Source organism: Kocuria sp. CPCC 204721 (assembly GCF_040980945.1).
GTDB classification, from domain to species: Bacteria; Actinomycetota; Actinomycetes; order Actinomycetales; family Micrococcaceae; genus Kocuria; species Kocuria marina.
The window spans coordinates 77,533-98,430 of the sequence record NZ_JAVKPO010000006.1; the positions used below are offsets into that span (position 1 = coordinate 77,533).

General features: G+C 68.9%; 19 protein-coding genes, 1 tRNA gene, 1 other RNA gene and 1 pseudogene. 16 read left to right on the plus strand and 6 right to left on the minus strand.

The genetic code is table 11. The features are described from left to right. The first annotated feature begins 55 nt into the window (after positions 1–55). The 4 genes from RF637_RS07695 to RF637_RS07710 all read left to right on the plus strand — a co-directional run bounded on the left by RF637_RS07695 (position 56) and on the right by RF637_RS07710 (position 3,029). Positions 56–937 carry a Nif3-like dinuclear metal center hexameric protein gene (locus tag RF637_RS07695; protein WP_368844518.1) on the plus strand — a complete coding sequence of 294 codons (882 nt, stop codon included), beginning with the start codon at positions 56–58 and terminating at the stop codon, positions 935–937. 53 nt (positions 938–990) lie between these two features. Continuing rightward, positions 991–1,719: a zinc ribbon domain-containing protein gene (locus RF637_RS07700; RefSeq protein ID WP_368844519.1), complete on the plus strand. Its 729-nt coding sequence runs from the start codon at positions 991–993 to the stop codon at positions 1,717–1,719. 140 nt (positions 1,720–1,859) lie between these two features. After that, positions 1,860–2,238, plus strand: an RNA gene (rnpB, locus tag RF637_RS07705) — RNase P RNA component class A. A 14-nt stretch (positions 2,239–2,252) separates the two neighbouring features. Next, positions 2,253–3,029, plus strand: coding sequence for a YaaA family protein (locus RF637_RS07710; RefSeq protein WP_368844520.1), 777 nt, complete (start codon positions 2,253–2,255; stop codon positions 3,027–3,029). Between the two features lie 104 nt (positions 3,030–3,133). Here the strand turns inward: RF637_RS07710 and def are convergent, their stop codons facing one another. Next, entirely contained in the window at positions 3,134–3,703 is a 570-nt protein-coding gene (def, locus tag RF637_RS07715; RefSeq protein WP_312796903.1) for a peptide deformylase, read from the minus strand. Between the two features lie 125 nt (positions 3,704–3,828). Between def and RF637_RS07720 the strand changes: the two genes are divergently transcribed. The 7 genes from RF637_RS07720 (at position 3,829) to RF637_RS07750 (ending at position 11,044) form a co-directional block, all read left to right on the plus strand. After that, positions 3,829–5,037, plus strand: coding sequence for a glycosyltransferase family 4 protein (locus RF637_RS07720; RefSeq protein ID WP_368844521.1), 1,209 nt, complete (start codon positions 3,829–3,831; stop codon positions 5,035–5,037). Next, the gene (locus RF637_RS07725; protein WP_193519412.1) at positions 5,034–6,095 is read left to right on the plus strand and encodes a glycosyltransferase; all 1,062 of its coding nucleotides are present in this window, start codon (positions 5,034–5,036) and stop codon (positions 6,093–6,095) included. Before RF637_RS07720 ends, RF637_RS07725 begins: the two co-directional genes overlap by 4 nt. Continuing rightward, positions 6,092–7,168, plus strand: a complete 1,077-nt coding sequence (locus RF637_RS07730) for a glycosyltransferase (protein ID WP_368844522.1) — start codon at positions 6,092–6,094, stop codon at positions 7,166–7,168. Before RF637_RS07725 ends, RF637_RS07730 begins: the two co-directional genes overlap by 4 nt. Continuing rightward, on the plus strand, positions 7,165–8,013 hold the full coding sequence (locus tag RF637_RS07735) for a glycosyltransferase family 2 protein (protein WP_368844523.1): 849 nt from the start codon (positions 7,165–7,167) through the stop codon (positions 8,011–8,013). The genes RF637_RS07730 and RF637_RS07735 overlap by 4 nt, the downstream gene beginning before the upstream one ends. Positions 8,014–8,034: 21 nt before the next feature. After that, positions 8,035–8,688, plus strand: coding sequence for a response regulator transcription factor (locus tag RF637_RS07740; RefSeq protein WP_167318579.1), 654 nt, complete (start codon positions 8,035–8,037; stop codon positions 8,686–8,688). A gap of 84 nt (positions 8,689–8,772) precedes the next feature. Further along, complete coding sequence (locus tag RF637_RS07745) at positions 8,773–9,681, plus strand: SDR family oxidoreductase (protein WP_368844524.1); 909 nt, start codon at positions 8,773–8,775, stop codon at positions 9,679–9,681. A gap of 133 nt (positions 9,682–9,814) precedes the next feature. Beyond that, positions 9,815–11,044 (plus strand): APC family permease, encoded by a 1,230-nt coding sequence (locus RF637_RS07750; protein WP_368844525.1) that lies wholly within the window; start codon positions 9,815–9,817, stop codon positions 11,042–11,044. 139 nt (positions 11,045–11,183) lie between these two features. Here the strand turns inward: RF637_RS07750 and RF637_RS07755 are convergent, their stop codons facing one another. Then, positions 11,184–12,119 carry an SDR family oxidoreductase gene (locus tag RF637_RS07755; protein WP_064845157.1) on the minus strand — a complete coding sequence of 312 codons (936 nt, stop codon included), beginning with the start codon at positions 12,117–12,119 and terminating at the stop codon, positions 11,184–11,186. Between the two features lie 88 nt (positions 12,120–12,207). On the opposite strand from RF637_RS07755, the gene RF637_RS07760 reads away from it, so the two are divergent. From RF637_RS07760 to RF637_RS07770, 3 genes and pseudogenes are all read left to right on the plus strand, one after another. Continuing rightward, positions 12,208–13,392: a zinc-dependent alcohol dehydrogenase gene (locus RF637_RS07760; RefSeq protein ID WP_368844526.1), complete on the plus strand. Its 1,185-nt coding sequence runs from the start codon at positions 12,208–12,210 to the stop codon at positions 13,390–13,392. Between the two features lie 48 nt (positions 13,393–13,440). Beyond that, positions 13,441–13,752, plus strand: a complete 312-nt coding sequence (gene yidD, locus RF637_RS07765; protein WP_238399830.1) for a membrane protein insertion efficiency factor YidD — start codon at positions 13,441–13,443, stop codon at positions 13,750–13,752. Between the two features lie 296 nt (positions 13,753–14,048). Then, positions 14,049–15,158, plus strand: a pseudogene (locus tag RF637_RS07770) (IS110 family transposase). A gap of 216 nt (positions 15,159–15,374) precedes the next feature. Here RF637_RS07770 and RF637_RS07775 read toward each other — a convergent pair. Beyond that, positions 15,375–15,450 (minus strand) — tRNA-His (locus RF637_RS07775). A gap of 107 nt (positions 15,451–15,557) precedes the next feature. Beyond that, on the minus strand, positions 15,558–16,181 hold the full coding sequence (gene orn, locus RF637_RS07780; protein ID WP_098054541.1) for an oligoribonuclease: 624 nt from the start codon (positions 16,179–16,181) through the stop codon (positions 15,558–15,560). A gap of 278 nt (positions 16,182–16,459) precedes the next feature. On the opposite strand from orn, the gene mptB reads away from it, so the two are divergent. Then, positions 16,460–17,935: a polyprenol phosphomannose-dependent alpha 1,6 mannosyltransferase MptB gene (gene mptB, locus RF637_RS07785; RefSeq protein ID WP_253270453.1), complete on the plus strand. Its 1,476-nt coding sequence runs from the start codon at positions 16,460–16,462 to the stop codon at positions 17,933–17,935. 55 nt (positions 17,936–17,990) lie between these two features. On the opposite strand, the gene glnA is transcribed toward mptB, so the two are convergent. After that, positions 17,991–19,415: a type I glutamate--ammonia ligase gene (glnA, locus tag RF637_RS07790; protein ID WP_085105940.1), complete on the minus strand. Its 1,425-nt coding sequence runs from the start codon at positions 19,413–19,415 to the stop codon at positions 17,991–17,993. Positions 19,416–19,650: 235 nt separating this feature from the next. Between glnA and RF637_RS07795 the strand changes: the two genes are divergently transcribed. Further along, positions 19,651–20,097, plus strand: a complete 447-nt coding sequence (locus tag RF637_RS07795; protein ID WP_064845162.1) for an RDD family protein — start codon at positions 19,651–19,653, stop codon at positions 20,095–20,097. 35 nt (positions 20,098–20,132) lie between these two features. Here the strand turns inward: RF637_RS07795 and RF637_RS07800 are convergent, their stop codons facing one another. Then, a complete protein-coding gene (locus tag RF637_RS07800) occupies positions 20,133–20,882 on the minus strand; it encodes a DUF4191 domain-containing protein (protein WP_035961354.1) in 750 nt (249 codons plus the stop codon). Positions 20,883–20,898: the final 16 nt, after the last annotated feature.

Here is a 20,898-nt window from a genome sequence, read left to right on the forward strand (position 1 = left end):
TGACGCGCCAGAAGATTCCCGCCGCTCGCCCAGCGCGAACTCCTAGGATGAGGCCATGAGCACCGAACGCCCGTCCGACGCCCCGCCCACGCTCGAGGACGTGCTCGCCGCCGCGGACACTCTGTGGCCCTTCCCGTTGCAGGAGGACTGGGACGCGTCCGGGCTCGTCACGGGGCGGGCGGAGCAGCCGATCCGGCGGATCCTCTTCGCGGTGGATCCCGTGGCCGCCGTCGTGGACGAGGCCGTCTCCAGGGGCGCGGACCTGTTGCTGACCCACCACCCGCTGTTGCTGCGCGGGGTCACGTCGGTGGCCGCGCACATGTTCAAGGGCCGCGCGATCCACGACCTCATCGAGAACCGCTGCGCCCTGCTGTGTTGCCACACGAACGCGGACTCCGCGCGCCGGGGCGTGTCGGACGCGCTGATCGCGGCGTGCGGTGTCTCTCCCGACGACGCCGCTCCGCTCGTCCCGCACGACACGGACCCCCGCGCGGGGCTGGGTCGGGTGGGGACCCTGACCACGCCGGTGACGCTGCGCGAACTCGCGGACCGACTCGCGCAGCGGATCCCGCCCACGGCGCAGGGCCTGCGCGTGGCCGGCGATCCCGAGCGACCCGTGAGCACCGTGGCGGTGTGCGGGGGCTCTGGGGACTCCCTCTTCGACGAGGTCCGGGCCCACGGGGCGGATGTGTTCGTGACCGCGGACCTGCGCCACCACCCGGCCTCCGAAGCGCGGGAAGCCGCCCTGGGCCCCGGGGGATCGGGCACCCCTGCGCTGATCGACGCCGCCCACTCCGCGAGCGAGGCCCTGTGGTTGCCGTGGGCCGCCGAGGACCTGCGGCACGAACTCGAGCGGCGGGGATTCGCCGTGGAGACCTCCGTCAGCTCGCTGCGCACCGATCCGTGGGACTTCCGGATCGACACGCCCGGGACCTGAAGCACACGCGGGCCTACCACCGCACTCAACCAGCCGCACCCCAGGAGAACGCCATGACCTCGCCCCGCTCGGCCCTTCCCGCCCTGTTGGAACTCCAGTCCGTGGACTCCCGGTTGCTCACCGTGATGGCCCGGGCCAAGGAGTTGCAGACCTCCGAGCGGGTGGCTTCCCTCATGGCCCGGCGGACGCAGGCGATCGCGGCGGCCCGCGCCCTCGAGACCGCCCAGCAGGAGGCCGAGCGGGCGGTGGCCGAGGCGGAGCGGGAGGTCACCCGGATCCAGGACCGGATCGACAAGGACACCGAGCGGCTCAACCACGGCGGCTCCGCCAAGGACCTCATGGGCATCCAGCACGAGATCGACACCCTCACCGCGCAGCGCGGACGGGCCGAGGACGCGCAGTTGCAGGCCATGGACCACGCCGAGGAGGTCACCGCGGACCGGGACCGGAAGCTGCCCCTGTTGCGCGCCGCGGACGCCGAGGCCCGCGCGGCGGTGGCCGAGCGGGATGCGGAGCTTTCCCGGCTCAAAAAGGAGCACGCGCGGCTGACCGCGGAGCGCTCCACGCGTGTATCGGAGTTCACTGATCCCGCCCTGCTGAACCGCTACGACGGCCTGCGCACCGCCCGCGGGGGAGGCCGGATCGCCGTCGCACGCTTCGAGAACGGAACGTGCGGGGCGTGCGGCACCCGGTTGAGCCCCGCCGACGCCGCGGCGCTGACGAATACTCCGGCGCAGACCGTGCCCCAGTGCCCCGAGTGTTCCGCGCTGCTCCTGGTCTGAGCCCGGGTTCGCGCGCGTCCGGTCCTGAACTGCGCGGCCCGCTCCTCATCGGCCGCTCGCATTGACTCGGGTGCCCCGCGCCAGAGGTGCCAGGCGCTGAGCGTCGGGTGGCCCGGCGGCGCGGTAGGATCGACGGCGGACAGGTGGGCCGGGCGACCGCGCGGCGTCGTCGTGAACGACGGCGTCTCGAGGAAAGTCCGGGCTCCGCAGAGCAGGACGGTGGGTAACACCCACTCGGGGTAACCCGCAGGACAGTGCCACAGAAAACAGACCGCCCGCCGCGAGCGGGTCAGGGTGAAAAGGTGGTGTAAGAGACCACCAGCGCGCCGGGTGACCGGCGCGGCTCGGTAAACCCCGTCCGGAGCAAGGCCATGCAGGGCGCGTTCGAGGGCTGCTCGCCCGAGCGTCCGGGTAGGCTGCTCGAGCCGTGCGGCAACGCACGGTCTAGATGGATGGTCGTCACCGCGGTGCGGGTAACCGCCCGCGGCACAGAACCCGGCTCACAGGCCCACCTGTCCCTCTACACTCGTGGGGTGCTGATTTTGCTGCCTCCCTCCGAGTCCAAGACCGCGCCCGCGACCGGGAATCCCGTCATGCCCGCCGAACTCAGCTTCCCCGAGCTCTCACGTGATCGCGCAGTGTTGGCAGAGCACCTCGCCGAGGTCAGCGAACGCCCGGACGCCCTAGAGATCCTGGGTGTGGGGCCGTCGCTCGCGGACGACGTCGCCCGCAACCGTGAACTCGCGACCGCACCTGCCGCGCCCGCCCCCGACGTCTATGCGGGGGTGCTCTACGACGCGCTGGATGTCAGCTCCCTCGCCCCCGAGGCCCGCGAGGTCGCCGATGCGTCGCTGCTCGTGATCTCCGCACTGTGGGGCGCGGTGCGACCCACCGATCGCATTCCCGCCTACCGCCTGAGTATGGGGACCGCGCTGCCGGACACCGGCAAGCTCGGTGCGTGGTGGAAACCGCGATTGACCCCGGTGCTGAACGCGCTCGCCGCCGACGGCGTGATCGTGGACTGTCGCTCGGCGGCCTACGCCGCGGCGTGGAAACCTCCCGCCGCGCGGACCGTTACGGTACGGGTCGAGCAGCTCAAGCCGGACGGGAGCCGGTCCGTGGTGTCACATCACGCCAAACACACGCGGGGACTCGTGGCCCGTGCGCTGTGCGAGATTGGGGGAGCGGGGCGTCCGCTGGACACCGTGGAGCAGGTGAGCGCGGCGCTGGCCGAGAGGTTCACGGTGGAACTGACCGAACCCACGATCCGCAAGGCGGGCACGCTCACGATCGTGGTGGATCCGCAGTAACCAAGCCGCGCTGAGCCACGGGCAGCAACCGGCTCGCCTGACGAGGGCGCTGAGACGGGGCCTGCCGCTACGGCGCGTCCGTGATGCGGGATCCCCTCAGCGGGTCAGTGCCCGAACGGGTCCTCGTCCACACCGGGCAGCCACGTCGAATCCGTGCCCCACTGTTCCGCGGAGATGGCCTTGCGGGCCTTCTTGGACCACTTGCGGTTGAGCCGGTCCACGTACAGCTTCCCGTCCAGGTGGTCGTACTCGTGCTGCATGACCCGGGCGAACCAGCCGCTGGCCTCGAACGCTACGAGGTCCCCGTTCTCGTCCTGCCCGGCGATCCGCACCCAGTCCGCCCGCTTGAGGGGCCAGGACTGGCCGGGCACCGAGAGGCATCCCTCGGCCTCGTCGTCCGGGTCCGGGGCGGTCTCGGAGATCCGCCCGGTGCTCAGGACGGGGTTCACGAGCGTGCCGCGCGGGGGCACACCGTCCTCGTTCTCGAAGATGTAGGTGAAGATCCGCAGCCCCACCCCGATCTGCGGCGCCGCCAGACCCACGCCGTGGGACGCGTCCATGGTCTCATGCATGTCCGCCACGAGCTCGCGCAGGGCGTCGTCGAAGGTGGTCACCCGGGCCGCGGGGCGATGCAGCACGGGGTTACCGGAGATCACAATGGGACGGACGGTCATGCGGAGAGCACCTCGGGATTCACGGGTGGACGTCATATGTGGGCGTGGTCCCTGGACCCACGCCGCGCGGCCGCGCGGAGGGCGGGCGGACGGAGGACAATATATCGTGTCCCTGACCATCAGTAATGTGTGTATCGTCGCCGGGGGCCGTGCACACAACCGGCTCAGGCGCCGGATCCCGCGCCGTTCCCGGTCCGCACAGCCCGCGGGCGTCCCATCCGTTCACGTCAGTTCTGCGCAGGAGGTCACATCGAGTGAGGGTCGCGTCCCTACCCCACGGTCACGTGTACGTCGAGCACCTCAGTGACCCCGGCGCCGTGCAGCCCGTCCACAGGTTGCCGGACCCCGCGCCCGCACACCCGGTCCCCGGAGCTCCGTGGTGGCCCCTCGTGATGCTGAGCGAGGCCTGGATCCGGCGGCACGCACACGAGTTCGACATCTACCACCTGCACTTCGGGTTCGACCAGACCTCACCCGCGGAGCTGCGACGGATCGTGGACACCCTGCACGAGCTGGGCAAACCGTTCGTCTACACGGTGCACGATCTGCGCAACCCCCACCAGACGGACCCCGCCGCCCAGGACGCCGCCCTGGACGTGCTGATCCCGGCCGCCGACGAACTGATTACCCTGACCGACGGCGCGGCACGCGTGATCGAGCGGCGCTGGGGCCGCCGGGCCACGGTCATCCCGCACCCGCACCTGCTCCCGCTAGACCGGTGGCGCGATCACGCGCCCGTGGGATCCGTACCCGTGGTGGGACTCAACCTCAAGAGCATGCGGGCGAACATGAACCCCCTGCCGGTGGCGCGCGTGCTGCTCGAATGCGCGTCCCGCGGGGAGATCCGGTTGCAGCTCGACGTCCACACAGACGTGGTCACCCGGGGCACCCCGCACCACGACCCCGTGGTGAGTCACCTACTGGAGACCGCGCGTCGAACACTCAACGTTCAGGTCAACGTCCACGAGTTCTACACCGACGAGCAGTTGTGGGAGTACCTGCGCGGGCTCGATCTCTCGGTGCTCGCGTACCGCTTCGGCACCCATTCCGGGTGGCTCGAACTGTGCTACGACCTGGGCACCCATGTCCTGGCGCCGTCCGTGGGGTTCTACCACGAGCAGCATCCGGGTGTGCTGCGCTTCGACTGGGGCCGGGACGGTCAGCCGGACGCCGATCAGATCTGGGAAGCGCTCGCGGGTCTGCGCGGGAACGCGCCCTGGCAGGCGAGCGCCCTGGAACGCACCCAACAACGACGTCGCATCGCCGCAGCCCACGCCGAGGTCTACCGCCGCGCCGTCGTGGTCCGGGAGGCCGGGAAAGGGGACGCCGCATGAAGGTGGCACTGCTCGCGCACGACCGGTTCCCGATCGCCCCGCCGTTCTCCGGGGGGCTCGAGTCCTTCACATGGCACCTGGCCCGCGGGCTCAAGTGCCGCGGGATGGAGGTGGTGGTCTTCGCCGCGCCGGGTTCCGACCCCGAGCTCGGGGTCGAGGAACTGGACGTGGAACCGCTCGTGCTCAGCGACGAGGCGCGCAACGACGTCGCCATGCCACCGGAGGCGCAGGTGCGGGAGACCTTCTCGTACCTGCAGGTCATGCGGGACTTCGCACGCCGCCCGGACATCGACGTGGTGCACAACAATTCGCTGCACTTCCTGCCCATCGTGATGTCCCCGGCCATCCCGCAACCTCTGTTGACCACCCTTCACACCCCGGCCACCCCGTGGCTCGAACCCGCGCTGCGTCTCACGCCCACGGCACCCACGGTGGCCGTGAGCGATTCGGTGGCCCAGATGTGGAGCAAGGTCACGCCCGCCCGCGTGATCCGCAACGGCGTGGACCCGCACGAGTGGCGACCGGGACCCGGCGGGGATGCCCTCGTGTGGTCCGGGCGCGTGGTCCCGGAGAAGGCCCCGCACATCGCGGCGCTGATCGCGAGCAAGGCCGGGTGGAAACTGCGGATCGCCGGGCCCATCGCGGATCGGCACTATTTCGAGGCGCGGCTGAAGCCGTTGCTCAACGAGGACATCACCTACGTGGGTCACCTGGACACGCAGCAGCTGCGCACCCTGGTGGGCAATAGCGCCGCGAGCCTCGTGACGCCCGCCTGGGAGGAGCCCTACGGCCTCGTGGCCGCGGAGGCCATGGCGTGCGGCACGCCCGTGCTCGCGGTGGCCCGCGGCGGCCTGAGCGAGATCGTGCGCGATCCCGGTGGGCACACGTCCCAGCCCGGGGCGAGCGAGGTGGAGACGGTGGCGTCCGCGGTCGCGGAGCTGCCCCGCGTGGTGGCCCTGGACCGCACCAGGGTGCGCCACTACGCGCTCGAGCACTGTTCCCTCAACGTCACCGTGGACGCCTACGCCGCGCTCTACCGGGAGCTGGTGAGCGCGTGATTGGGTACTACATCCACCACCAGGGTCTGGGCCACCGCAACCGGGCCACCCAGATCGCCCGGGAACTCACGGTGCCCGTGACGGGGTTCAGTTCCCTGGAGCGCCCGGAGGCGTGGCCCGGCGAGTGGGTCCAGCTGCCCCCGGATGTCGCCCAGGACCCCGTGGACCCCACCGCCAACGACGTGCTGCACTGGGCGCCTCTCGAGCATCCCGGGTACCGGGAACGCATGGGTCTCATGGCGCAGCGCTTGCGCTCGGATGTGGAACTCATGGTCACGGACACCTCCGCGGAGGTCACCCTGCTCGCGCGTCTGATGGGTGTGCCCACCGTGGTCATGGCCATGCGGGGGGATCGCACCGACCGCACCCACCGTGTGGCGTACGACGCCGCGACCGCTCTGATCGCGCCGTGGTCCCGGGAGACTGCGGAGACCTATTGGCCCGAGGAATGGACCCGTAAGACCACGTTCACGGGGGCCATCTCCCGCTTCGACGTCCCCGTGCGGGTGCCGGGATCCTCCGCCGAGCACGTTCCCGGCGCGTACTCTTCCGGCGAACCAGCTCCCGGTGAGCGCACCGCGACGCGAGGTGCGAGCGGGAGCGGCGCGAGCGACGTCGGCGGCCAACGCGTCCTGGTGGTCTGGGGCCGCGGCGGGACCGACGTGGGGGACACCGAGATCGAGGCGGCTCGCGCGGCGACCCCCGGGTGGTCGTGGACCGTGCGCTCGCCGGAGAACCCCTCCCCGGACCTGTGGCGCGAACTGCACGAGGCGGACGTCGTCATCTCCCACGGGGGCAACAACGCCGTGGCGGAGCTGTCCGCGGCGCACTCGCGCGCCGTCGTCGTCGCCCAGCCGCGACCGCACGACGAGCAAGCCGCCACGGCCGCCGCGCTCGAGCGCGGGGGAATCTGCGTGGGCCTGCAGCACTGGCCCGACGCCGCCGCATGGCCCCGGTTGCTCGCACGTGCCCGGCAACTCGGCGGCTCCCGCTGGGACGCGTGGCGCCATGGCGACGGCGCATACCGTGCGGCGCGCGCGCTCGAGGACCTGCTGCACGGGGTCACGTCGTGACGGCCGCTGCCCTGATCACGATCGTGAGCGGACGGCACACCCACCTGCGGCGGCAACGGGACTGGGTGGCCGCGCAGAACGAACCCCCGGTCACCCATGTGGTCGTGAGCATGGGCGATCCCGGGATCCGCGGAGTGCTCGAGCAACGGCCGGAACTGCCCACCGACCTCGTGGAACTGCCGCCGGCCGTCGAACTGCCATTGGCCGCCGCGCGCAATGCCGGCGTGGCACGCGCGGAGCAGCTGGGCGCGGACACCGTGGTGCTACTGGACGTGGACTGCCTTCCCCACCGTGACCTGATGGCCGATTACACGCGCGCCCTCGAGCGGCTCGCAGACCAGCGCGCCGTGGTGAGCGGGCGCGTGCAGTACCTCTCGGAGGGAATGACCGAGGCCGATTACACGCCCGAGGGCGTCGCCCGCGCGGGACGGGATCATGCCGCCCGCGTGCTGCCGGAGCCCGGGGAACTGGTCGAGGGCGACCCCCGGATGCTGTGGTCGCTGACGATGGCGACCACGGTACGGACGTGGCACGCGGCGGCCGGATTCGACGAGCGCTACGTGGGCTACGGGGGCGAGGACACGGATTTCGGTCAGCGCCTGGCCGCGAGCGGGGGGAGCCTGTGGTGGCTCGGCGGAGCCGCCGCGTACCACCAGTACCACCCGACCCAGTCACCGCCCGTCCAGCACGCCGCAGCGATCGCCCGCAACGCCAACCTCTTCCGCCGTACGTGGGGGTTCGACCCCATGGAGGGGTGGCTGCGGGAACTCCGCAACTTGGGGGTCTTGACACGCGCGGGGGAGGACTGGCACGTTTTCGAACAGGGTTCGACCGATGATGCGTGAGCATACGATTATGCTCGGGGTGTGAGTTCCGAACGCCCTGTCATCACCCTGGCCCTGATCAACGACTATCCCGTGGTCCTCCAGGGTGTGGCGAGTATGCTGCAGGGTCATCCGCGCCTGCGGGTCGTGGAACTCGATTCCGGGTGTCTGCCGCACACGGACGCGGACGTGGTGCTCTATGACGCGTTCGCCGCGAAGGACCGTGGCACCCATGACGTGATGCGCCTACTGGATGACCCCCACTGCCTCAAGGTCGTGATGTACACGTGGCACGTGCGCGCCGAGCACGTTGACGAAGCACTCGATCTGGGCATACACGGTTATCTCTCCAAGGAGCTCACCGGGGACGAACTCGCGGACGCCCTCGTGCGCGTGCACGAGGGGGAGCGCGTGGTGGCCCCCGAACCAGTGCGGGAGGACATCACCTTGCCGGACTGGCCCGGCCGGCCCGAGGGGCTCTCCACGCGTGAGGCGGAGGTGATCGCGCTGATCACGCAGGGGTTCACCAATGACGAAATCGCCCGGCACTGCTACCTCAGCATCAACTCGGTGAAGTCCTACATCCGTTCCGCCTACCGCAAGATGGGCGTGGAGCGACGCAGTCAGGCCGTGTTGTGGGGCGTCCAGCACGGGATGGATCCCACGGGTCAGCAGCAGCGCACAACCGCGGTCTGACCCGCAGCGTCATCCGGGACCGACCAGCGGTTTCATCCTTCCGGGTGGGCGACAGCCCGGGGTACGGCGGGGCACAATGGACACATGACCGAAGACAAGTACGCAGCAGCCAGGAAAGCACGGGAACTCGCCGGTGAAGAGGGCGGTTTCCCCGAGCAGGAACAGACCCCGCCCGGCCTGTCCACGGACATGCAGCCCTTCCCGGACCACGGTGAGGAGAACTGGGTGGGCCGCGGTCGCCTCGAGGGTCTCAAGGCCCTCGTGACCGGTGGCGACTCCGGCATCGGCCGCGCGGTGGCCATCGCGTTCGCCCGTGAGGGCGCGGACGTGGCCATCAACTACCTCTCGGACGAGGAATCGGACGCGCGGGACACCAAGCAGTGGATCGAGAAGGCCGGTCGCAAGGCCGTCCTGCTGCCCGCGGACCTGCGCGACGAAGCCACCGCCCGTCAGGTCGTGGACGACGCCGCCGAGCAGCTCGGCGGCCTGGACATCCTCGTCAATAACGCGGGCTTCCAGTGGGCCCGCCGTGACGGCGGTCTGCAGGGTCTGAAGACCGAGGAGATGGACCGCGTCTTCAAGACCAACCTGTACGCCCTGTTCTGGGTCTCCCAGCAGGCGCTGCAGTACCTGAAGAGTGGTTCCTCGATCATCAACGTGAGCTCCATCCAGGCCTACGACCCGTCCGAGAACTTGATCGACTACGCCTCCACCAAGGCCGCGATCAACAACTTCACGGTCAACCTGGCCAGCGAGCTGGGGGAGAAGGGGATCCGCGTCAACGCCGTGGCCCCCGGACCCATCTGGACCCCGCTGCAGCCCGCGACCAAGGCCGGCGAGAGCATGCCTCAGTTCGGGTCGGACACCCCGCTCGGCCGCGCGGGACAGCCCTCCGAGATGGCCGGGGCGTTCGTGTTCCTGGCCAGCCCGGCGGAGGCGTCCTACGTCTCCGGCACAGTGATCGGTGTGACCGGCGGCAAGCCCGTCTTCTAGGCCACCTTCGAGAGCCACGACAGATAAGTGCACATGACACCACCGTGGGCGGGACGCGATACGCGGCCCGCCCATTGGTGTGTCACGGGTACGTGATGTGAAGCCCGGGAGCCTCGTGACGAATCCTTCCGCCATGCACCGCAGACTTGGCCTGACGGACGCCGTGACCATCGGGCTCGGTTCCATGATCGGCGCCGGCATTTTCGTGGTGTTCGCCCCCGCTGCGGCCTCCGCGGGCGCCTGGTTACCGCTGGCCCTCGTGCTGGCCGCGGTCGTCGCACTGTGCAACGCACTGTCCTCGGCCCAGCTGGCCGCCCAGTACCCCGTGGCCGGCGGTAGTTACGTCTACGGTCGCGAGCGCCTCGGCCCCTGGCCGGGGTTCTTCGCCGGGTGGTGTTTCCTCACCGGTAAGACCGCGAGCTGCGCGGCCATGGCCATGACGTTCGCCGCCTATGTGGTCCCCGAGCCCTGGCAACGGCCCGTCGCTGCTCTCGCGGTGCTCGGTGTGGTCGCGGTCAACTGCTTCGGCGTGACGCGCACTGCTTCGGCCACCAAGGTGCTCGTGGGTATCGTGCTCGCGGGCCTGGCCGTGGTCCTCGTGGCCGGGCTCTTCGCCGGGTCCGGCCCCGCCGCATCAACCTTCGGTGCGGCACCGCCGGGCGGGGCGTACGGCGTCCTGCAGGCCGGGGGACTCCTGTTCTTCGCTTTCGCCGGGTACGCACGCATCGCCACCATGGGGGAGGAAGTGCGCGATCCCGCCCGGATCATCCCCCGGGCCATCATCATCTCCCTGAGCGCGGTCCTCGTGATCTACGGCGTACTCGCGGTGCTCTCGCTGCACGTCCTCGGTCCCGAGGCCCTGTCCCGTACGACGACGCCGCTCGCGGACCTCGCCGCGGCCGCCGACTGGCCGTGGACCACGGTTGTAGTCACGATTGCGGCCGCGGCCGCCACGCTCGGGTCGCTGCTGGGGCTCACGGCGGGGATCGGTCGGACCGGCCTGGCCATGGCCCGCACGGCGGATCTGCCCGCGCCCCTCGCCGTGCTCGACGAGCGCCACGGCGTCCCGCGCCACATCGAAATCGTGGTGGCAGCGGTGGTCGTGATCGCGGTGTTCACCATGGACGTGCGCGGGGTGGTGGGCTTCTCGTCGTTCGGGGTGCTGCTGTACTACCTCGTGGCCAACCTCAGTGCGCTCACGCAGACCGGGCCGCATCGCCGCTACCCGCGCGCGGTGTCCGTCCTGGGCACAGTGCTGTGCGTGGTCCTCGCGATCACGCTCCCGATCGCGTCCGTGGCGGGCGGCGTCCTCATACTGGCGCTGGGCATCGTGTACCGAGGGATTAGGGTGCGACGGCGCTGACCCGGCTGGTGAGGGCGCGTCACGCCATGCTGCACAGCCGTCGCGAACCACGCCGCCGGCGCTGCCGCTGCATGCCGCCACCGCGCGCGCCGTCGTCCGGCACGGGGCGGCACCGGCGAGCCGGACGACCGCGGTTCGTTCAGCGCTCGTTGTTGCGCTGTGCGGCCTTGCTGCCGAGCGTGCTCAGGGCGTTGACCACGCGGGATCCCAGGCGCTGCTTGGCGGTGGCCCCCACCACGAGATCCGTCTGCTGGGGGGACGCGGACGGGAGCACCCGGTTCACCACGCCCAACGCGCGAATCGTGAGCCCGGGGGCGATACCCCGGACCCGCTGGGCGACCTTGGGCAACCACCCCAGCAGCACGATCGGGCGTCCCGCGAGAACGCCGTCCACGATCAAGCGGGCCGCGCGGTCGGCGTTCATGGACAACACCGGCAGGGACGCGGACGGCGCGAACCACGCGTACTCGTTCTGCGACTCGCCCGTGAAGTAGGCGCGCTCGTGCGATCCCGTGCGCATGAGGCCGGGGTCGATGCTCGTGGCGGTGACGCCGGTCCCCGACAGGGACGCCGCGAGACCCTCGCTGAACCCCACCGCGCCGAACTTGGCCGTGCAGTACGGCAACAGGTGCGGCACGGAGACCAGTCCGCCCACGGACGCGATCGTGCCGATCCGGCCGCGGCCACGCTCGCGCATCCCGGGCAACACCGCGAGCGCGGTGTGCACGGGACCCATGGTCATGGTGGTCACGGCGTCCCGAAACTGCTCCACCGTGACACCCTCCACCGAGCCCACCTGGATGATCCCGGCGACCGTGATGAGCACGTCCACCGGTCCCAGATCGCGCTCCACGTCCCGCACCAAGGCCTCGACCTGGTCCGCCTCGGCGACGTCGCACACGTAGTCGTGCACCGTGCCGAACGGGGACAGCATCTCGCGCGCGCGGGCCAGCTCGGCGGCGTCGCGAGCGCACACGGCGACGTCGAAATCACGCGAGAGAAGTTCCTTGGCCACGAGCAGCCCCAGTCCACGGGAGGCTCCGGCCACGAGGGCAACCTGATGCGATGCGGTCATACGGGACACGCTACGCGGTGCGCCGCCCAGGTTCGACCCCCCCTGCAGGGGTGGTGCCCGGGCGGGGTGATCATGCTTTACTGGGTGAATGCGAGCACTCACATGGCAAGGACTTGGCGACGTCCGGGTCGAAAACGTCCCCGATCCCGTTCTGCAGGATCCCACCGACGCCATCGTGCGGGTCACGTCCACCGCGATCTGCGGTTCGGACCTGCACCTCTACGGCGTGCTGGGCCCGTACCTGCAGAAGGACTACGTGATGGGTCACGAGTTCATGGGCATCGTGGAAGAAGTGGGACCGGAGGTCAGCAACCTCGCACCCGGTGACCGCGTGGTCGTCCCGTTCGTGATCGCGTGCGGTCACTGCTGGATGTGCGACCGCGGGCTGTACGCCGCGTGCGAGACCACCCAGGTCCGCGAGATGGGAACGGGCGCCGCGCTGTTCGGTTTCTCCTCCCTCTACGGGTCGGTCCCCGGGGGCCAGGCGGAAATGGTGCGCGTCCCGCACGCGGACTTCGGCCCCGTGAAACTGCCCAAGGACTTCGACGACGAGCGTTTCCTCTACCTCAGCGACATCCTGCCCACCGCGTGGCAGGGCGTGAAGTACGCGAACGTGGGGGAAGAGGACACCCTCGCGGTGCTGGGCCTCGGACCCGTGGGCCAGCTCGCGGTGCGTTCGGCCAAGCTGCAGGGCGTCAAGCGGATCATCGCCGTAGACCGTGTGGACGAGCGCCTCGCCCTGGCCAAGAGCTGGGGGATCGAGACCGTGGACATGCGGGAGGTGGACGAGGTCTCCGACACGCTCGTCGACATGACGGACGGGCGCGGCCCCGACGGCGTGCTGGATGCCGTGGGCATGGAAGCGCACGGCAACCCCATCGCGGAGAAGATCGTCGCCGGCGCGGCGCGACTGCCCAAGCCGCTCGGGCGCAAGGCCATCGAGACGGCCGGTATCGACCGGTTGGACGCGTTGCACACCGCGATCCACAGCGTGCGCCGCGCGGGCACGGTCTCGGTGTCCGGCGTGTACGGAGGAATGGCAGATCCCATGCCCATGATCGAGATGTTCGACAAGGGCATCAGCATGCGCATGGGCCAGTGCCACGTGCGCCACTGGACCGATGAGCTGCTGGAGATCGCGAGCCGCCCGGACGACGTCCTCGGCCTCGAGTCACTGGCCACCCACCACGTGTCCTTGGAGGACGCACCGGAGATGTACAAGATCTTCCAGGAGAAGAAGGACGGCTGCATCAAGGTGGTCCTCAAGCCATGACCCTGTGCACACCACGATCATGCTCATGGGAAGAGGAGCCTGTCGCCCGTGTCTGACGTACTGCTTCGAGTAGCCACTGCACCCCGCCGTGGGGTCGATCGTCTCATCCGCGGATACCAGCGCCACCTCTCACCGCGTAAAGGATTCACGTGCGCGCACCTCGTGGCGCGGGGCGGGCAGTCCTGCTCCGCGGCGGTGCGCGGCATCATTGCGCAGTACGGTGTGATCCGAGGGATCATCCCCACGATGCTCCGTTTCGCGGCCTGCTACCGGGCGGCACTCATGCTCGGCCCCGCGGGCCGCGGCGACGTGAGTGGAGTCTGCTGCTGCGGGCCCATCCCCATTCCGTTCCGGTTCTAAGCAAGATCGAGGAAGCCCCTCCCACCTCGCGGCGCGCTCGGAGGTAGGAGGGGCTTCGCGGTGCCCGCCAGTTACGTTGTGAGTACCCCCGATCGCCGGGCGTTTGGTGCTCGACCGGGTATGGCTTGTCTGCCCAGCCATCCATGGTCCGGGGGTGTTGCCGCCCGGTCGAGAGACACGCGTTGACCGCTCATAGGGACACGGCCCAGCTTCTCTGAGGTCTCTTCGCAACGTGGGTGCCGGCATCGGGTCTCAAGACTGCGACCAGCAGTGATGCGTTCAACGAGGACGACATCATGAACGCCAGATTCGCGGCCGTGATCGGCCTGGACGTGGGAAAGACCGGGCATCATGCCTGCGCGCTGGACCCCGACGGGAACAGGCTCTTCGACAAGCCCCTCCCGCAGGACGAGGCCCAGCCGCGCGACCTCTTCACACACCTGCAGGAGCACGGCGACGTGCTGATGGTCGTCGATCAGCCCAACACCATCGGAGCCCTGCCCATCGCAGTCGCTCGCGACGTCGGCTGCGCGGTGGCCTACCTACCCGGGTTGGCGATGCGAAAGGCCGCGGACCTGTATCCGGACCGGTCAAAGACTGATGCACGCGATGCGTTCATCATCGCGAATTCTGCCCGTACCATGCGCCACACCCTCCGCACCATCGACCGTGACAGTGACGTCCTCTCCGCGTTGAAGGTCTTAGCCGGCTTCGACGAGGACCTCGCCCACGAGACCACCCGGGCACTGAACCGGATCCGGTCTCTGCTCACACAGATCCATCCCGCTGACCCGGAGGTGCTGGTCGATCAGATCTTCACGGCGCTCAGCGAGCAGACCGTGGTCGTTCCAGCGACCGCGGCCGTGGAGTTGGTGATCCCGAGGGTGGCCGGGCAGGTCAAGGAGCTGAAGGAACAACGCGCGACCGTAGCCGGAGAGGTCGAGGCTATGCTGGAGGACTTCTCTCTCGCCGGGGTCTTGATGAGCATGCCGGGGATCGGCGTCAAGACCGCCGCCCAGATCCTCCTGGCCTTCGACGATGGCCCCGCATTCGAGACCGCAGGCCATCTCGCAGCCTACGCCGGCGTCGCGCCGGTCACGCGAAGGTCGGGGACCTCGATCAGGAGCGAGTTCCCCGCCTGATCCGGCAACAAACGCCCGAAGAACGCGCTGTTCTACTCCGCGTGGGTCGCCTCGCACTCAGACCCGATCTCCAAGGCCTACTACGACCGGAAGCGGGCCGAGAGAAACCGCCACCACGCCGCCGTCATCTGCCTCGCCCGCCGCCGCTGCAACGTCATCTACGCGATGCTCCGCAATGGCACCTACCCCCAGCCCCGAACCAACCACCCTCGCGGTTTGACTCAGAACATAGGAGCACCCCCGGCTGTGCTTTTACTGAGTTAGAACAGATATTCGCGCGCCAAACTGCTTTTCCTCCACCGTGCATTTGGACAGCGGGCGCGGGCGGTCGGGGTGGCGGGGATGGCCGCAGCGGTGGGAGTGGTCAGGCCGGACGGGCCGCTGGGAAGCGGGCGGTCGAGGTCATGCAGGACTGGCCCGCCAACGAGAACGAGGTGCGAACCCCGACCGGTACACCGATCGATGTTCGCACCTCGTTCATGGGGTGAGCGACGGGGGTTGAACCCGCGACCTCCTGGACCACAACCAGGCGCTCTGCCGACTGAGCTACGCCCACCATTGAACCCGTGGAAGAACCGTTCGATCCCTCCGGGCAACGACGACCACTATAGCGCACGCCCGGGTGGATTCCCGCATCGAGCGCCTGAACGCGTCAGGTCCCGGTCAGGAACCCGAGCGGGTCGGGGAGGCCTTGATGAGCGCGGCGATCTTGCGGGCGTCGTCGGAGGTGGGGCCGGGATCGCCGGGAAAGAGGATGTGGCGGTAGTATCGCAGCTCGTCGATCGAGTCCTCGATGTCGCCGAGCGCACGGTGATTGCCCGTCTTCTCGGGCGCCTGGAAGTACGCGCGCGGGTACCAGCGCCGCGCGAGCTCCTTGATCGTGGAGACGTCGATGACCCGGTAGTGCAGGTGATCCACGAGTTGCGGCATGTCCCGCGTGAGGAACGTCTTGTCCGTCCCCACGGAGTTACCACCCAGCGGCGCCTTGCCCGGTTCGGGGACCCATTTGCGGATGTAGTCCAGCACCGCGTCCTGCGCCTGCGCCATGTCCATGCCGTTCTCGAGCTCCGGCAGCAGCCCGGATGTCTCGTGCATGTTCCGCACGAAAGAAGACATCTGATCCAGCGCGGCCTGCGGGGGTTTGATGACCACGTCCACGCCACTGCCCAGCACGTTGAGCTCGTCGTCGGTCACGAGCGCGGCCACCTCGATCAACGCGTCATCGGACAGGGACAGCCCCGTCATCTCGCAGTCGATCCACACTATTCTCCGGTTTGCAGTCGTCACGCCCTCCAATCTATCGCGTCGTGCGGGCACCCCCCCCCCGACGCCGCCTCGCCCCGGGCATCCGGTTGGCGCACGACGTCGCACGGTAGGATCACCCCGACGCCGCCCCCGCGCACCGCGCGCCGCGGCGGACGATTCCCAGATCCCTCATCTGCGGCCACCGCGGAAGCACCGGGAGGCCCGTAGTGCGCATCACGTCCAGGACGGAACGTCACCCGACGCTCCCCGGAACCGGACGGGACGCAGCCCCGGGACGAGACGCGACGTCGTCGGCGTCATTGACCCGCACTGTGGTGATGGGCTCGCTGGGCTCGCTGATGTTGCTGTTCGGCTCCCTGGGCGTGGGATGGCTCGCGAGCGTTTCCTCGCTGCGGCGCATCCCGCTGATCATGTGGATGCGCTTCGAGACCGTGGGCGTGGTGGTCTCGGTCGTGATGCTCGCCCTCGGAGCCATGCTCCTGGTGCGGCAGTGGCTGCGCCTGGGCCAAAAACTCAGACCGTGGGGACCGGAGAGCGCCCGCTGGGTGCTGATCTCGATCGCGGCGTGGGCGGCGCCCATGCTCGTGAGCATCCCGTTGTTCAGTCGGGATGTGTACTCGTACATCGGGCAGGGCCGCGTGATGGCGAACGGGTTGAACCCGTACGAGTCCGGGGTCTCCACGATCGACAACTTCTTCCAACTGGGCGCGGACCAGTTATGGGCGGAATCCCCGCCCCCGTACGGCCCGGTGTTCCTGTGGCTCGAACAGCTCGTGGTCCTCGTGACCGGTGCGGACCCGGACGCCTCCGTGCTGCTGTTTCGGGCCTTGTGCGTAGTGTCCGTGATCGCGTGCATGTGGGTCATCCCGCGCCTGGCCCGGCTGCACGGCGTCAATCCGCGGCGGGCCATGTGGCTATCGGTGGCCAATCCGCTGTTCCTCACGAACTTCGTGGTGGCCGCCCACAACGACGCGATCATGCTGGCCCTGGCCCTGATCGGGACCTACGTGGCGGCAATGCACCGCAACTGGAAGGGTGGGATCGCGGGCACGACCCTCGTGACCCTGTCTGTGGCGATCAAGCCCATCACACTGATCTTCCTGCCGTTCGTGGGCCTGCTCTGGGCCGGGCGCGGTGCGTCGTGGCCGCGCCGGTTCGCGATCTGGGCCCTCACACTGGCCTACTCCGTGGCCTTGTTGGCGCTCATGGGATTCGTCAACGGCTTCGGTTTCGGGTGGGTCTCCGCGGTCTCCACACCGGGCACCGTGTACATCTGGTACGCGCCGATCGGACTGCTTGGGTTGTTCGCGCAGCTCGTGGGCAGCTCGTGGGGGTTCAACGGCTCCGCGTGGATGGACGCCGTGCACACGGCCGGGACGGTGCTCTCCGCCGCGGTGGTGGTCGTGCTGATGTTCGTGGGGCGGGATGCCAAACTGTTCCGCCGGCTCGCGTGGGCGCTCGCTGCGTTCGTGCTGCTGGCCCCCATCATCCAGGCATGGTACGTGGTGTGGCTCATCCCGTTGTTCGCAATCTCCGGGATCCGCGACGACTGGCAGGTGGACGTGCTGTTCTTTGTGACCGCGTTCTTCATGGTCTACGCCGTGGCGGACCAGCTGGACGTGTTCCCTTATCTGGACCTGAACCTCTTCGCGGCGCGGGTCATCGCCGCGCTCGTGGCCCTGACGTACGGCATCTACCTGTGGCTACTGGACCCGGCCACCCGACGTGTGGCGCGGCCCCCACGTGGCGAGCGGGCGACGTCGCCCGTGCTGTGACGCGAACGCGGCCCCGCTCACGAGGAGCGGGGCCGCGTTGGTGTGGAGCGGGGAATCAGACGCCGAAGTACATCTGGAACTCCAGCGGGTGGGGGACCACAGAGAGCGGCTTGAGCTCGACCTCACGCTTGTACTCGATCCAGGTCTCGATCAGGTCCTCGGTGAACACGTCACCGGCGAGCAGGAACTCGTGGTCCGCCTCGAGGGCCTCGAGCGCCTCGGACAGGGTGCCCGGGGCCTTCTTGATGTCCTTGGCCTCCTCCGGCGGCAGCTCGTAGAGGTCCTTGTCGATGGGGTCCGCCGGCTCGATGCGGTTGCGGATCCCGTCCAGCCCGGCCATCAGCTGCGCGGCGAACGCGAGGTACGGGTTGCACGAGGGGTCCGGCGCGCGGAACTCCAGGCGCTTGGCCTTGGGGTTGGTGCCCGTGATGGGGATCCGGATGCCCGCGGAGCGGTTGCCCTGCGAGTAGACCATGTTCACGGGGGCCTCGAAGCCCTTGACCAGGCGGCGGTAGGAGTTCACGGTGGGGTTGGTGAACGCGAGCACCGCGGAGGAGTGCTCCAGCAGGCCGCCGATGTACCAGCGCGCCACGTCCGACAGGCCCGCATAACCCTTCTCGTCGTAGAACAGCGGCTCCCCGCCCTTCCACAGCGACTGGTGGCAGTGCATCCCCGAGCCGTTGTCGTTGAAGACGGGCTTGGGCATGAACGTGACGGTCTTGCCGAACGAGTCCGCGGTGTTTTTGATCACGTACTTGAACTTGAGCAGGTCGTCCGCGGCGGCGGTCAGCGTGGAGAACTTGTAGTTGATCTCCGCCTGACCCGCGGCACCGACCTCGTGGTGGGAGCGCTCGACCTCAAGGCCCACCTCGTCCAGGGCCACGCACATGGCGTCGCGCAGGTCCGCCTGCTTGTCCACGGGGGACACGGGGAAGTAGCCGCCCTTCACGGAGGTCTTGTTCGCGAGGTTGCCGCCCTCTTCCTCACGGCCGCTGTTCCAGGAGGCTTCGTCCGAGTCGATCCGGTAGAAGGTGTGCTCGGGGGAGACCTGGAAGCGGGCGTCCTCGAAGACGAAGAACTCGGCTTCGGACGCGAAGTTCGCGGTGTCCGCGATACCGGTGGAGGCCAGGTACGCCTCGGCGCGCTCGGCTACACCGCGCGGGTCGCGGTGGTAGGGCTCGCCGGTGCGCGGGTTCACGATCGAGCACGTGACCACGAGCGTCTTCTCGAGCCGGAAGGGGTCCACGAACGCGGACTGGGGGTCCGGGATCAGCTGCATATCGGACTCGGCGATGCCCTGGAAACCACGGATGGAGGAACCGTCGAACAACTGCCCGTCCGTGAAGAAGTCCTCGTCCACCGCCTTGGCCGGGAGGTTGAAGTGCTGTTGCACACCGGGCATGTCCGTGAAACGCAGATCGACGAACATGACCTCTTCGTCCTTGAGGAACGCGAGCACTTCTTCGGCTGATTGGAACATGGACCTGTTCTCCTTCTGTGTGGGCGTCCGATCGACGCCGCGGTGGCGGGGACCACCGCGGTCGTTCGGTTCTGATGTCCAGCGTAGGAACCTGGCGTTGCCCGTCCATGACACGAATGTTTCGTCCGTGTAACGCCCGGAGCGTGATGCACGGAGGGCTCGCCGACCGGTCAGTACGAGCCCCAGTCTACCGGCGGGTGCGCGAGCTCCCACGTCGGCCCGTTAGGGTGAAGTCATGATTTCTCGCCAGGACATGGGCTCGTGGCTCGACGGCGCCCCCCAGGGAAGCCAGCCGTACCCCGGTCGTCGCCTGGGCCGCCCCGCTGAGGGGCCGGGCTCGATCGCTCGCTTCCCTGCGCGCCTGGTGGCCCTGGTGATCGACTGGGTGCTTGCGGTGGTTCTCGCGGGGCTGTTCCTGGCGCAGTGGAACGGGTCGGGGCTGATGAACCTCGCGGTGTTCTTCGTGATCAGCGTGCTCATGGTCGGGTTCTTCGGGCGCACCCCGGGGCACTGGATCATGGGGTTGCAGGTCCAGACGATGAAGGGCCGCCCCGCCGGTTTCGGCAGAGCGGCCCTTCGCACGCTGCTGTTGTGTCTGGTGATCCCCGCGCTGATCGCGGACGAGGACCAACGGGGTCTGCACGATCGCGCGGTCGACACCGTCCTGGTGCGCGTGCGCTGATCAGCAGGATCGCCCCACGGCGCGTGGGCGCTGGTTCAGCGACCGCGCATGGACTTACGATCTGGGCGCGCACGCATGGGATCCACGCCCTTGGGGATCGGCAGCTTGTTCTGCAGGGTGTTCATCCGGCGGTGGACCACCTGAACTTCTTGCTTGGTGAGCTTGTTCTCCAGGCGCTTCATCTCCTTGGTGAGCTTGCTCAGGGGGATCTGGTTCTCGCCGTTGCCGGACTTGAGCACGTGGATGGGGACGTTCTGGATCACCGGGCCGATGCGGCGGCGCTCCTTCTTCACGAGCTTGTCCACGCGGTTGACCGGGCCCTCGGTGATGAACACGACACCGGGGCGGCCCACGGCGCGGAACAACAGGTCCTTGGACTTGGGATCCATCGCGGCGGGTTCCTCCTCCACGATCCACCCACGTTTGAGGGTGGACAGCGCGGCCCCCGCGGCACCGGGTTGTCCCTCAATGCGCGAGAATGCGGCTTTCTCGGCCCGCCGTGACAGCAGGATCACGGCGGCGAGCACCGCGAACGGGATGCCGATGAGCAACCACGTGATCCAGTTGCCGAGTAGCACACCGATGAGCAGGAACACGAGCAGCACGCCTAGGCCGAGCAGGATCATCCACCACAGGATGTTCGGCTCGCGCTCGCGAGTCATCTGGAAAACCTGCTTCATCTGCGCGAAGATGCCCGGGCCCTTGGCGGCCTTGCGCTGGCGCTTCTCCTCGCGCTTACGGTCGCGTTCGGCGGCCTTGGCCTTGGTGGACGTGGCTGGTGACACAGTTCTTCCTCGCACT